The organism is Methylophilus sp. DMC18, assembly GCF_056314005.1.
The window spans coordinates 620,743-635,047 of record NZ_JBQUZE010000001.1 but is presented as its reverse complement, the minus strand read 5'-3'; the positions used below and the strand labels follow the sequence as shown (position 1 = coordinate 635,047).

Annotated in this window: 10 protein-coding genes; 9 read left to right on the top strand and 1 reads right to left on the bottom strand. The window is 40.1% G+C overall.

Annotated elements, in window-relative coordinates; all coding sequences use genetic code 11:
* Positions 1–22 precede the first annotated feature (22 nt).
* From ACT53G_RS02860 to ACT53G_RS02830, 7 genes are all read left to right on the top strand, one after another.
* Positions 23–2,440 (top strand): hypothetical protein, encoded by a 2,418-nt coding sequence (locus tag ACT53G_RS02860; protein ID WP_476168645.1) that lies wholly within the window; start codon positions 23–25, stop codon positions 2,438–2,440.
* 29 nt (positions 2,441–2,469) lie between these two features.
* Positions 2,470–4,446, top strand: coding sequence for an ArnT family glycosyltransferase (locus ACT53G_RS02855; RefSeq protein WP_476168644.1), 1,977 nt, complete (start codon positions 2,470–2,472; stop codon positions 4,444–4,446).
* Complete coding sequence (locus ACT53G_RS02850) at positions 4,443–6,410, top strand: hypothetical protein (RefSeq protein ID WP_476168643.1); 1,968 nt, start codon at positions 4,443–4,445, stop codon at positions 6,408–6,410. Before ACT53G_RS02855 ends, ACT53G_RS02850 begins: the two co-directional genes overlap by 4 nt.
* 83 nt (positions 6,411–6,493) lie before the next feature.
* On the top strand, positions 6,494–7,825 hold the full coding sequence (locus ACT53G_RS02845) for a lipopolysaccharide biosynthesis protein (protein WP_476168642.1): 1,332 nt from the start codon (positions 6,494–6,496) through the stop codon (positions 7,823–7,825).
* A complete protein-coding gene (locus ACT53G_RS02840) occupies positions 7,822–8,868 on the top strand; it encodes a glycosyltransferase family 2 protein (protein ID WP_476168641.1) in 1,047 nt (348 codons plus the stop codon). The genes ACT53G_RS02845 and ACT53G_RS02840 overlap by 4 nt, the downstream gene beginning before the upstream one ends.
* 23 nt (positions 8,869–8,891) lie before the next feature.
* Positions 8,892–9,830 (top strand): glycosyltransferase, encoded by a 939-nt coding sequence (locus ACT53G_RS02835; protein ID WP_476168640.1) that lies wholly within the window; start codon positions 8,892–8,894, stop codon positions 9,828–9,830.
* Positions 9,831–9,842: 12 nt separating this feature from the next.
* Positions 9,843–10,412, top strand: coding sequence for a sugar transferase (locus ACT53G_RS02830; RefSeq protein WP_476168639.1), 570 nt, complete (start codon positions 9,843–9,845; stop codon positions 10,410–10,412).
* A gap of 4 nt (positions 10,413–10,416) precedes the next feature.
* Here the strand turns inward: ACT53G_RS02830 and ACT53G_RS02825 are convergent, their stop codons facing one another.
* The gene (locus ACT53G_RS02825) at positions 10,417–10,593 is read right to left on the bottom strand and encodes a hypothetical protein (protein ID WP_476168638.1); all 177 of its coding nucleotides are present in this window, start codon (positions 10,591–10,593) and stop codon (positions 10,417–10,419) included.
* A 178-nt stretch (positions 10,594–10,771) separates the two neighbouring features.
* Here ACT53G_RS02825 and ACT53G_RS02820 point away from each other — a divergent pair, with 178 nt between their 5' ends.
* On the top strand, positions 10,772–12,346 hold the full coding sequence (locus ACT53G_RS02820; RefSeq protein ID WP_476168637.1) for a polysaccharide biosynthesis protein: 1,575 nt from the start codon (positions 10,772–10,774) through the stop codon (positions 12,344–12,346).
* Position 12,347: 1 nt separating this feature from the next.
* Positions 12,348–14,255, top strand: coding sequence for an ATP-binding cassette domain-containing protein (locus ACT53G_RS02815; protein WP_476168636.1), 1,908 nt, complete (start codon positions 12,348–12,350; stop codon positions 14,253–14,255).
* Positions 14,256–14,305: the final 50 nt, after the last annotated feature.

The window sequence follows — 14,305 nt, the reverse complement described above, 5'->3', positions numbered from 1 at the left end:
AAATCAATTTATAAGTAAAACAATGAATAACAAATTAGTTCAATACCTAAAATACCAACCCATTTCTTACGCTCTTGAATTCATTGCTATGCTAATGGTATTGCTTCCCAATGCACTTATTGTATCTCCAGAAGTACTGGTTGATAGGTGGGATGGAGCAAATCTTTATATACTTTCCAGAACTGTTAGTTTTTTGGTTTTAGTAGCTTGCTTGGTAACATTCAAGTATGTGCAGAAAATCGGAATAAGTTATAACTTGAATAAAAATCCATACTTAACCTCACTTGCTTCTCTTAGCTTCATACTGTGTTCGGTTGGCTTATGCTTAATGATTTTTTATAAGAAATCCTTAACAGATAAGATGATTCATGAGCTATTTGTAGCATTAGGCTCTTTGTACTTGATGATTCATATTTGGGGGTTATTTAATATATCGCTTTTGCTGAGAGTGAAAACCAAATACCTTGCTGCTTTAGTAGCCTCACTATCACTCTTCGTTGTTTTTTTACCCTTATGCTCTTCACCTCATATTAACTCTGAAAGCTACCCTAACCTTGCAGAGATTAACTTTATCAAGACCAGAATCGTTAATGAATCGACATTAGACAATGTATTCAAATCATTTCTTCTAACACCTGATGAAGCTAAGGTAGTTAGCATAAATATCCAAAGAATGAGATTAGCAAAAAGAGAGGGGCATGCAGGATATTATAATTTCAATGGAAATACATTTGAGTGGGAGTCGACTTTCGGCAACCTCTCGGCTCTATGTCTTTTAGGCGATTTTAGTCAAAATAAAAGTAATACTGAAAACAGTGTTGTTAATTGCATAGATGAGATTAATGATGACAAATTTAAATCAATTAAAGTTTTAGAGCAGATTAAATTTTTAAATCATGATATCTCAGCATCCATTTTTAAAATACTTGCCACGCAAAACTTAAATGACCGATTTACAAAACAAGACAATCAAGATTTAAAACATTTATATGTGCAATTACTTAGAGGCGGAGTCTTACATCACTATAACTCCATCGCCCAGACAATCAATTCAGCAAATAGCGTAACTGATTTTTTCAGTAATCAATATGGATTAGGGCCTTTAGCATTTGTCAGCATCATTTCAAGTATCTCTGGACTGAGTTTATTTGACTCTTTATTCATTTCTGTAGTTATTTTTAATATAGCTATCGCTGCTATCTTGCTACTTACAATGAGGTTCAGAAGTGTAAGCTTGACAGTCTGGATTGGCTTTATACTGTCTATCTATGTAACTTATGCGGTATCAAATGTCTTAGCTCCATTTCTTTTCTTTATAAGATACCTACCCACTATTATTTTTTGCTTGTATTTGTATTCTAGACATGGCGATCAACAAATTTCTCATAAAAACATCAATCTATTAGTTTGGTCTTTTTTTATCTTTGCCATTTCTATTTATAATTTTGAATACGCATTACTTACCTTATCGTCACTCTGTGTTGTATCTTGGTACTGGCGTAAGTGGAGTATTTTTGCGTTAAGCTCCGTGGGCTTATGTGTTGCAATAATTCCAAAGCTATATCTACCATCCGTTGGGAATGGCGAACAAAATTACATTTCATATATTGCGGGTGTCGGGATGTCCGGTACGTTCAATTTCATTACCGTACTCTATATTGTGATGTTGGTTAGTTTGATAGTGAGAAATCACAAGCTAATTTTCGCCCCAAAATCAAATCACAGTTTTGAAGAGGCAGTGCTAACCGCTATCATAATAACGCTTAGCTTTAAGGTTGTTTGGAATGGTGGGGGCAATCATATTGGCCCATTATTTTTATTAATGTCCCTAGCCTCCACGTTTAATGATGATCGAGGGAATGGAAGTATTGGATATTCCATATACAAGAGAACCAACTTATTTCTTTCCATACTCATACTTTTAATAGCCACTGTTAGTTGGCAATCATACTATTTGAACAATAAATTTAGTGGTGTTAAATATACGAGGACAGAAATCAGTCGCTTCTTCAGCGCACCTACAACCTTCATAGATAAAATTCAAAGCTTTAAGCTTTTGTATCAAAAACATGATTTAGTTTTAAGTCAAACAGATAACGCACTAGCAATGTTTGTGGGTGACTCTATTACTGGCCCCTTCCCAGATGTTTCAACTAATTTGAACACGCCTAAGGATATAAGCTTAATCGTAAAAGCCTATGTAAATAGTCATCAGAGAATAATAGTAGATAAGGCTATTGTCGATGACAGCACAATTATGAACATTAAATATAATTTCCAAGGAATCAATGAAAAAACCGACAGCGCCATTCAGGATTATTATTCAAACAACGCGCGATTCAAAATAATCTATGAAAAATTAAAGCAAAAGGGCTATGTGGAGTGCAATGAGAATAAGGACTTCGTTGTATTGTGCTCAAAAGAAACAGCAAAAAATTAGAATCTCAATCAAATCTAGTGGAAACCCTGATGCAGTTAGCTCGCTCTTTGCTGCCTAGCTTTATATTTAAAAAGGATAAACCTTATCAACTATTAGATATACGCAGTGATTTTAAGTATTTTGCGCTTATCTCACTGAGCTTGATTTCATATCAACTATTTTATGTTATTTCATACTACCCCATCACTGAAGGTTGGTTCTCCGAGTTTGCTCATCTTATTAGAGCAGGTTACATTCCATACAAAGACTTTCATCTTTTAATCAGCCCGTTATACCCATTAACACTGGCGTTGATACAGACTATATTTGGGGAGCATTTAATTATCCTGAGATTAATTGGAATGGTTATAACCGTTTCAATTGCTATTTCTACGTATTTAATTCTTAAACGATTGTTTACCAGATCGATAGCTGTTATAGCAAGTGTAATGGCAACGATCTACTACCAATCAGGCAATGCTTATATAGGATATGATTTCACCCAATTCTTAACTCTTTATCTTCTATTAGGTGCAATGTTTCTAATTGAGACAATGAGTGCAGAGTTTGACACCGCCACTAAGGTTGAAACAAAAAGCTATAGTTTGTTTTTTAGTGGACTGTTTTTTTCTTTAGCACTTTTAACAAAACACTCTAATGCAGGTATCGTGATTTTAACTATGTTTTTAGTCACCATGCCTTTGTCTTTTATCTATTTAGGCTTTTACAGATCCTTTAAGTTATTACTTCAGATTAGTACTGGATTTATAGTTCCATTAACAATTATGTTTATTTGGTTAGGGGCTCATGGGGTATTAAATGCGCTAATTCAAGATATTTTTATAAATGCTCAACAAGCTAAAGGTGGAAGTAACGTAATTTTCTATAATTCCGTCATAAAAACATTATCGACTGCAGACCTGCACATAATAAGTTGTACTAAATTATTTTTATATGCGGCCTTTGTATGGATCCTTTTAAAGAAAATCTCTACCTGTACATTGTTTAGGATTACCAGCAAAGAGTGTTTTTTCTTAAACAAAACAGTTCATAACTCAATTTTGTATGCGACCATCTTTACATTAATACTTTTGTTGATTATGGCCTATATTTACTTAGCCGGATCTGAATATACTGGTTTAAATATAGTTACTAAAATAGGTCAAACTATTTTGGTAACTAATATTACTAACTCGCTAAGAGTCTATATATTAGGTTCAATAATAGCTTGTGTTTTGCTAATCATTAACCCAACTAGTTTTCATGTATATTTATTTTTATTATCTATATTTGGTTTAGGGCTTAGCTTTGGAAATGGGAGTTCTGCAGGGCTATCTGAAATCAGCGCATTTTTAGGCTACGGTGTATCAATTGGTATTCTTTTTACACTTTTTACTAAAGTTAGGTTTGGCCTCCTGGTACCACTGTTCATCTCTTTTTCTATAGCATCAGTCCAAATAAGTAGCAAATTTTCATCGCCATACTATTGGTGGAGTGTTATCACACCAGATATAAGAGCTTTAAACTGCGCTAATAGCGAGGGCTTATTCAAGGGGATTTGTGTTCCAGCAGACCAATACAAAAAAATGGAACAAATAGCCAATGAGGTTAGAAAACACAGTTCTGAAAATGAAATATATGTTTACCCACACATGCCAATTTTTTATGAAATGACAGAAAAAATACCATATCGAGGAGCAGTTGTTAGTTGGTTTGACTTTATGAGCGACGACCAAGCAAAAGTTTTAGCGCATGAACTTTTGGAGAAACCGCCATCAATGTTAATCATTGCCGATCTTCCTGATGAAGTGGCTACGGCACACGAACAATTATTCCGTGGTGGGCGCCTATCTGGTCAGAGAGATATCATCGCATCAATTCATAAATTAGTAGCTGATCGGACTATATGTCGACTTCGCAAAATTAAGAATTTGAATGGATTAGATATAGACCTATATATCAGAACAGAAAAGACCACAGACAAAGATGTGAAAAATTACTGCGAGTCAGTTAAAAAATCCACTTGAAATTACAAATCATGAAAACATTCATAGTACTAATTATATTCACTTTAATTGGATTCAAGCTATCTGCATTTGCACCAAGCATTGGCAAATGGATGTTTTTGTTGGTTTGGGCTATTGCTTTCTTGTTAATCCCAGCAGTTGCTTATCTGAAGAATCAACAGATTTCAAATTTCATTTTGAGAGGTGTATGTGCTTTAAAAGATGCTTTGAAAGCTAACTATGAGAGCCTAATAGCCGCGATGCTTACTCTATATTCGCTGCGTACTCTTCCTAAATTCATTGACTTGAAGTCGGTCCTGGATCTGCATCCTGTTTATACAGTTTTTGGTTTAATACTAATTGCTATTGTATCCCTAGTGATAGTTAAGGATATTCTACGAACTTCCCCATCAAAAGCGAATGAGACCAATTCTTATCTAAGTTACATTCCATACGCAATCTTTCTAATTTTATCTGCCCGCTCTGACTACTTTGGTATTGACCGAGGTATTGCATACCATTGGGAATATTATGTTGGCCCAATCCGAACGTTAAGAGATGGCGGTTGGCTGCTATGGGATACACCGTCTCAGTACGGATTTTTGTCTGTTTTACTACCCTCACTCATACCAGTAAATTCAGCATTAGAGGCGTTCTATTTTTTCCAGGCTTTTATCCTCTTTGCCTGTGCTAGCTTTTTTTACTTCGCCATTACAACAGTTTGTAACTTAAGAAAAATCCTTGCTACGTTACTGGTAATCTCAGCCTTTTTCTTTTCTGACACCTCACTAGTCGGCCCTGGATCTTACCCATCATCCAGTGGAATGAGATTCGTAGGTTGCTACGCGCTATTATGTTGGGCCTCCTATATCTTTATCTATCAAAAAGAGTCAATTCAGAAATATATTAGCAAGGGAACGTATATATGGATCTTTGCGGTTCTCTGGTCAGCAGAAAGTGCGATATATTCCTCTACTATATTTTTAGCCCCAATAGCTTTGTATATTTATATTGGTATCCTTTCAGGTAATTTAAATGCTAAAGAGTACATAAGGTTAATTAGAAAGCCTGCAATTGCATTCATTCTCATACTGTCTCTGATTTCATTTTTTTATTGGCTTAAATTAGGACACTTACCTGATAAAAAGATGTTTACACTTTATGGCAATGCATATGCCTCTGGGTTTGGTGCGGTTTCCATCACGACAAAAAGTGCAATCTGGTTTTTTGTCGTGTTATTAGCGTTACCACTAACCGGTCTGTTTAATTTATTGAGCAGTGATTTCAAGTATGATGGCAGGAGCGCTCTATTAATAGCTGCGATAGGTTGTATCTGGTCCACAAGCAGCTATTACTTAGGCCGAGCAGTCCCCAACAACATTGTTGCCTTATACCCCTTATTGGTTTTTTCAATTTTATTGGTCATTCGCACTAGCACAACGGATAGAATGGTCACTACTTTAGTATGTTGCCCAATATTAGTGCTTGCGCTTTCATCAATCTGGATGAACTCAGCGGCCATACCCTTTCCATCTCATCTTTCGTTTAGTCCAAGGACCATCAGTAACGATTTGTGGCGCCCCGATACTGAGTTAGGAGCATTGCTTAATGAATCTCATGTGGAGGCAGAATCACCAGTTGTCTACTATGGTTACCAAGCAATGCCTCCTGCAATATTTGAAAATGGGATATGGAAATCACGTGAGCATACTTGGCTACCTAGCCCTCTCCAGCTTTTGGAGTACCCAATCTCAGCAGAAACACGCGCATTGATTTTGAAGCGATACATTACGAGAAATGGAAATGGAGGATGGCTAATTCAACGAAAAGAAGAGAATGAAGATAGATTTCAGGATTGGATTTCATTGCTAGAAAAGAGCTACTCTGTGGACAAGGTTGCAGAGTCAAAAAACTATCGAATTTACAAGACTCAGAAATCTGATAAATCGCCTCCTAAGATTTCAGCTATTAAACTCCAAAGCTGATTTAGCTACTAGTCAAAATAATGTCAACATTTATGAGTTAACTTGTGAGGAATAATTATTCAAAGCTTCAAAGCTGGTTAGGCTTGAGCAGTTCAGTATCTGTATCACTTGGCGCAAAAATCTGGCAAGCAGCTTCAAGCGCGCTTACTATTATTCTGATTGCGCATTTATTTTCTAAGGAGCAACAAGGCTATTTTTATACATTTAGTAGCGTACTAGGCTTGCAAGTTGTTTTTGAAATGGGACTATCTTTTGTCATTTTTCAGCATGCAGGTCATCTGTTTTCTCAATTGAACTGGCTATCAGATGGCGATGTGGCTGGTGATCATAGCGCTAGACTAAGATTCTTTTTGCTTTTACGAAGTGCATTCACTTGGTATTTTTTTGCAGCGGTAGCTTTACTTATCTTTTTGTTACCTGCAGGCATTTTATTTTTTCATAACAAATATGGTTTATCGCCAGACGTATGGTTATGGCCATGGATTACATTAGTTATTATTACCTCACTTAATCTCATTATTATTCCAGTATTGTCGGCGATAGAAGGCAGTGGAAAAGTAATTGAGGTTAATCAATTAAGGCTTGTCCAAGGGTTGATAGGTAGCGGCTTAGCTTGGCTTTTGCTTTTTTGTGGTTTTGGCCTGTGGATGGTAGTCTCCCTACCTTTGGTGAGCTTAATCTGCTCTGTATTCTGGCTTCATAAATATTACTCACCATCCATCAAGACATTGATTTCAGTTAAAAGAGTAATCACTGAGGATCGGTTTTCTTGGAAAGCTGAAGTCTGGCCCATGCAGTGGAAGATTGCAGTGAGCTGGATTTCTGGCTATTTTATATTTCAATTATTTACTCCGATATTATTTCATTTTCATGGTCCTGTTTTAGCTGGAAAAATGGGAATGAGTTTATCTTTAGCAACAATGGTTAATAGTTTTGGATTTGTGTTGCTTCAAGCAAATGGCCCCATACTTACTAAACTTGCAGCTCGAAAGAGTTGGATTGAATTTGATCACCAGTTTTTCAGATTTTTTAAGCAATCCTTATATTTGGTATTTTTTGGATATTCAATGATTGTTGTTTTCATTTATTTATTTAAAGGTTTACCGATAATTCAACGTCTTGTTGAATTCAGAGTCATCTTAATTTTATTTTCTGGTTTTTTGATTTCTCATGTAATTAGCATGCTTGCTTATTACATGAGATTGCATAAAAAAGAACCTTTTATGATCCTTTCAATAGTAGGAGCAGTATTGTTATCAATAGGTATATTCTTTTCAGGTCGTATATATGCAGACCTAGGAATGGCAATTTCTTTTTTGCTTGTTAACTTAATCTATGGCTTACCGAGTAGTTTATGGTTATGGCATAAATTCAGAAAAGAATGGCACTCAAATGAAGCTATAATAGATTTATGAAGACTCCCCTACTCTCTATTGCCATCCCAACTTACAACCGAGCTGAGTGGTTAAACTTATGTCTTGATAATTTAATCCCTCAACTAAAAGAGTATTCTGCTGATGTTGAAGTGACTGTTTATGATAATGCCTCACCTGACCATACTGGAGAGATAGTACAGCCTTTCCTACAGCCTAACTTACCCCTCACATATATCAGAAACAAAGAAAATATTGGCTCTGATAGAAACATTGCCCAATGCTTTAATAATGCTTGCGGAAAATACGTTTTGATATTGGGTGATGATGATGTAGTTGTTCAGGGTGGGCTGAAAAAAATAATACACCTTTTAAAAGAGCCTCAATTTGAGCACGGGGTTGTTTATGTAAAAGCTTATGGATATGACGATGAATTCACAAGTGAATTACCGTTTCAGTTCTATTCTGCAACAAAAGTTTATTGGGACATCGACAAGTTTATGTACCGGTGTGGTAGCGGTATGGCATTTATTTCTTCTTTGATAATAAATAAAGAAAGAATTAAAAGAATCAATGCAAATCAGTTTATTAATACTGCCCTAGTACAAACATATCTTTTCTACGAGTCTGCAAGTGTTGCGTCAACAAATCTTTTTGTTGATGAGTATTTGATAGCTGCAAAGAGAATTGAGAAAAGAGATTATGATGTAACTCAGGTGTTCGCATCCGGTCTGAATGATGCTTTTGAATACTTTATGTCAAAAGGACTGAATAGACGTACAGTAAATAAAATTAACAACAAACTTATTTGGTACTTTTTTCCTTTTTTTATTATGCAACTACGTTTAAATGAACACCATAACATTCATATAATTGATGACTCATACAAGACTCTTAAGAAGCTTTATGGCAATAACGTATTGTTTTGGATATGTTTATATCCAATTATAAAACTCCCCAAATTACTGGCCAAGACTTGGGCCGTCATGTGTGTATTGGTGTCAAGATTTTTAACAATGGAATTTGGTCGTTTATATATCGCGTTAAAAAGAAGAGTTAGATTGATCGCTGCTCAGTTTAGATAGTGAATAACTATTACGATTCAAATATGCGTTTTTTAAATGAGCAACAAGACAATTATAAAGTTTGCATTTTGTTAGCTACATTTAATGGTGAAAAGTGGCTAGGAGAACAACTCGATACACTTTTAAATCAATCTTATCAACATATTGATATATACATTTCAGACGACCATTCGGCGGATAAAACACTATCAGTTATTGACACTTACAGAAGACAGCACACTAATATTTTCTTATTAAAAGTCAGTAAAAAATTTGGCAATGCTGCACAGAATTTTTTCAGGTTATTATTGGATGTAGATTTATCAGAATATAAATATATTGCATTTTCAGATCAAGACGATGTTTGGGAAAAAGAAAAAGTTAACTTAGCGATTCAGTCATTAAAAAATAAAAATGCAGCCGTTTACTCAAGTAATGTAATAGCATTTTGGCCAGAGGGTAAACTTAAACTAATTAACAAAGCGCAGCCACAAAAAGTATTCGACTACATGTTTGAATCTGCTGGGCCTGGCTGTACTTTTGTAATGTCGCAACACTTTGCTTGCGAACTAAAGAGATTTATCTTAGCGAACCAAGAGGCATGCAAAAACATCGTTATGCATGACTGGTTCATTTATGCATTTGCAAGAAATGCCGGCTATCATTGGTTCATCGACAATCATCAAACAATGCTCTATCGGCAACATGTGAATAATGCCATTGGGGCGAATGTAGGACTCAGTTCGTTTCTTGCTAGACTTAGACTGATTCGTGAGGGTTGGTATAGAGATCAGATTATATTAACTGCTTATGCAATTGGATACGCAAATAACTGGGTTATAAAACGCCTGAAAAGACTTAGCTTAATTGATAGATTGGTGCTTGCAGTTAATGTCACAAAATTCAGACGCAAATGGTTAGACCAGATTGCTTTTGTTTTTTTAGTATTTTTGATGCAAAAAAATCGAAACCGTCACAAATGAACGACTTTGATTATGAAAAGACTACTTGATCTCATTTTTTCTTTTTGCGCCTTGATTCTTCTTTTAATCCCAATAGCAATCACAGCAATGCTGGTATCTACCACTTCTCGTGGCCCAATCCTCTACTGGTCATCGCGGGTTGGTAGCAATAACAGGATTTTCAGTATGCCAAAGTTTAGATCCATGCGCTTAGGCACTCCGCAAATAGCAACTCACCTGATGAACCAGCATACTAATCATGATACATTTCTAACCCCAGTGGGCAGCTTTATTCGCAAATCAAGCCTAGATGAGCTACCCCAATTATGGAGTGTAATTAAAGGAGATATGTCTATCGTTGGTCCACGCCCTGCGCTGTTTAATCAAGACGATTTGATCGCATTGCGTACTGAAAAAAACGTGCATACGTTGAAACCTGGTATCACAGGGTGGGCGCAAGTGAATGGGCGCGATGAAATTCCAATTTCAGAAAAAGTGTCGCTGGACGAATACTATTTAAAGCATCAATCAATCTGGTTAGATATTAAGATTATCTGCATGACAGTGATCAAGGTCATCCGGCGTGATAACATCACGCATTGATTGATTATTTGATTGTTATGCTCAGGCTACCAGCACGCGTTTTATCTTTTTTTGCGTTTATCCATGATGCGGTTGTCGTGATCGCGACATGGGTATTTGCCTTCTTGTTACGCTTTAACTTCCAGATACCTTCAATCTTTATACAGTATATCTGGCAGACATTACCAGTGATTTTTGCCATTTATGCTATCTCCTTTCATAGCTTTGGGCTATATAAAGGACTTTGGCGATTTGCCAGTCTGCCTGACTTAAAACGGATTATGCGCGCAGTTGGTTTTGCAACCTTACTGAGTGCAGCCTATGCCCTTTTGATACACCCTAGCATCATCATCCCTCGATCTGTGCTGATAATGAATCCTATGTTACTCATTTTAGCGATGGGTGGGAGCCGTTTTTTATATCGTGCCTGGAAAGAGCGGCGCTTATTTAATGCGGTTGCACTGCAAGGTAAGCCCGTGATTGTGATCGGGGTTGAAGATGCCTCTTTTAACCTGATCAAAGAGCTCAGTAAGAATCCGGAATGGCGTGTGGTGGCGATGATAGATCCTGCGAACAAGCTGATTGGCCGGGAAATTATGCATACCAAGGTCGAGGGAGGCTTGGAAGATATTCCGGCGATTGCTGCACGTTACAGCTGCCAGCACTGCATGATTGCAATGCCAAGTAGCCGGCACCAGAAGCGTAGATTGGCCGTAGAAGCCGCGCGAAAAGTGCCTTCGATGGAGGTATTAACCCTGCCCGCTATGTCTGACCTGATTAGTGGCCGGGTGAGCCTTTCTCAAATTCGCAAAATTGATGTGGAAGACTTGCTGGGCCGCGATGTGGTGCAGCTGGACACCCATGGTTTGAGCTTGATGCTGGCTAATAAAGTAGTGCTGGTCTCGGGGGCTGCGGGCTCCATTGGCTCGGAACTGTGCAGACAAATACTGAGTTTTCACCCGGCACAATTAATCTGTCTGGATATCTCGGAATATGCGTTGTATACCTTGCAGCAAGAATTTAATCAGTCCGTCACCAATGCAGAGCTGGTCTATCTGGTGGCGGATGTGAAGAATCAGGCCAGGATGCAACGCATCTTGCAAAATCATCAGCCGGAGGTTGTGTTACATGCCGGGGCTTATAAGCATGTGCCTATGATGGAGCATTTTAACGTGGTAGAGGCCTTGCAGAACAATGCCTACGGCACCTACCAGATTGCAGCGGCGTGCCAGGCGGCTAATGTGCCCACTTTTGTGCTGGTCTCCACTGATAAAGCAGTGAATCCGACCAATGTCATGGGCGCCAGCAAGCGTCTGGCCGAACTCATTTGTCAGGGCTTGCAAAACAAGCAAAATCACACCCGTTTTATCACGGTGCGTTTTGGCAACGTGCTGGGAAGCAGTGGCAGCGTGATTCCAAAATTCCGCGAGCAAATTGCGCACGGCGGCCCAATCACAATTACACACCCGGAGATCACACGCTACTTTATGTCCATCCCTGAGGCCGCGCAACTGGTATTACAGGCAGCGACCATGGGCAACGGCGGTGAAGTCTTTGTAATGGATATGGGCACACCGGTCAAAATCATTGATCTGGCACGTGACATGATTAAACTATCCGGTCTGCAAGAGCAAGAAATACGCATTGAGTTTACCGGCCTGCGTCCGGGTGAAAAGCTTTATGAAGAGTTGCTGGCAGATGATGAAAACACCTTGCCGACGAGCCATGAAAAACTACGAATTGCCCAAGCGCGCAGTGCAGATAGCCTTTGGCTGACGCAGTTGCTCGAGTGGTTGGCGACCATACCGCATTTGCCAGAGTCTCAAATCAAGCAAGACTTGCAGCGCTGGGTCGAGGAGTATCAGCCAGATACCCGGCCCGCACCCTCTGTCTCTTTACGTGCCACTCTGGCGCCATTAGAGACCCTCCCCTCGCCTTCACAACAGATACACTGATATGCCTTTAATCACACTCAAACAGGCCAGCCTGGCCTTTGGTCATGTGCCATTGCTGGACCAAGTCAACTTTCAGCTGGATAACAAGGAGTGTGTCGGCATCATTGGCCGTAACGGTACCGGTAAATCCAGCATGCTTAAAGTGGTCGCCGGGCTGATCAAACTGGATGATGGCGAATATTGGCGCGACCCTGGCATCAAGATTGCCTACGTACCGCAAGAGCCCGAGCTGGATGCAGCGCATGATGTGTTTACTGCCGTCGCCCAAGGCTTGGGGAATGTCGTCACACAACTTAAAGAATATCATGACCTGTCACTGCAGTTGTCGCAGACGCAAGAGACTGAAGCTTTGCTCGATCGCATGCAAGTATTACAGCACAGCCTGGAAGCTGAAAACGGCTGGGCGCTACAATCCCGCATTGCGTCTGTGTTGTCCAAACTTGGGCTACAGGCAGACACCCCAATTGCCACCTTGTCAGGTGGCTGGCGCAAACGCGTGGCCCTGGCACAGGCATTAGTGCAAGCCCCCGATGTCTTGTTGCTCGATGAACCGACGAACCATCTGGATCTGGAAGCAATCGTCTGGCTGGAGGAGCTGCTCTTGGGCTTTCAAGGCAGCGTGATGCTGATTACGCATGATCGTCGCTTTCTGGACCGCCTGTCTACCCGTATTGTCGAACTTGACCGCGGTCATTTAACCGAATTTACAGGCAACTATAGCCAGTACCAACTGAAAAAGGCTGAATTACTGACCGTAGAAGCACAACACCAGGCCAAATTTGACAAGTTTCTAGCGCAGGAAGAAGTCTGGATCCGCAAAGGGGTTGAAGCCAGGCGTACGCGCAATGAAGGTCGCGTCAGAAGACTGGAACAACTGCGGCTTGACCGCGCTGCACGCCGTGATCGTCAAGGTCAGGTGCACTTGCAACTGGATGCGGGCGAGCGCTCAGGCAAGCTGATTGCAGAACTGCAAGAAGTGCGCATGGCGTTTGGTGACAAAGTGCTGATTAATCGCTTTAGTACGCGCATCATGCGGGGGGACCGCATCGGACTGCTAGGCCCGAACGGAGTCGGTAAATCCACGCTGCTCAAGCTGCTCTTGGGCGAGTTGGCGCCTAGCGCGGGCAAGGTACAACTGGGGACGAATATCCAGGTGGCCTACTTTGACCAGATGCGCGAACAGCTCAACCCGGAAGCAACCCTGATGGACACGATCAGTCCGGGCTCGGAGTATGTGCAAATCGGTGAAACACGCACCCATGTCATTGGTTATCTTGAGGATTTTTTGTTTGCACCGCAACGTGCACGCTCCCCGGTCAAATCTCTGTCTGGCGGTGAACGCAATCGTCTGTTACTGGCCCGATTATTTGCGCGTCCGGCCAATGTATTGGTGCTAGACGAACCCACCAACGATCTGGATATCGACACGCTGGAACTGCTGGAAAACCTGCTGCAGGATTATGCGGGCACCCTGTTCCTGGTGAGTCATGACCGGGCATTCCTGGAAAATACGGTGACACAAGTCATTGCTTTTGAAGGCCAGGGCAAACTCACCGAATTTAGCGGTGGTTATGATGACTGGCTGCGCTTTAGCCAGCAGCGCGAAGCTGCAAATAAACCTGTCGAAAAACCGGTGCCTGCCGCCCCGTCCACCGCCAGCACGAACGCCTCATCCAACACCTCAACCCGAAAAAAGTTGAGCTTTAAGGAACAGCGTGAGCTTGAAGCGCTGCCTGCAGAAATTGAACAATTAGAGCAAGAGCAAGCTGATATCCAGGCACAGTTTGCACAAGGCGACATTTACAAGCAAGCGCCTGAGCAGGTCAAGCAACGACAAGAGAGACTGGATGAAATTGAAGCGTTAATCTTGCAGAAACTGGAGCGCTGGGAATGGCTGGAAAGCCAGTAAGCAACGCTCAAGCTTGAAAATGGCAATGATGAATTGCCATTTACGGTTGT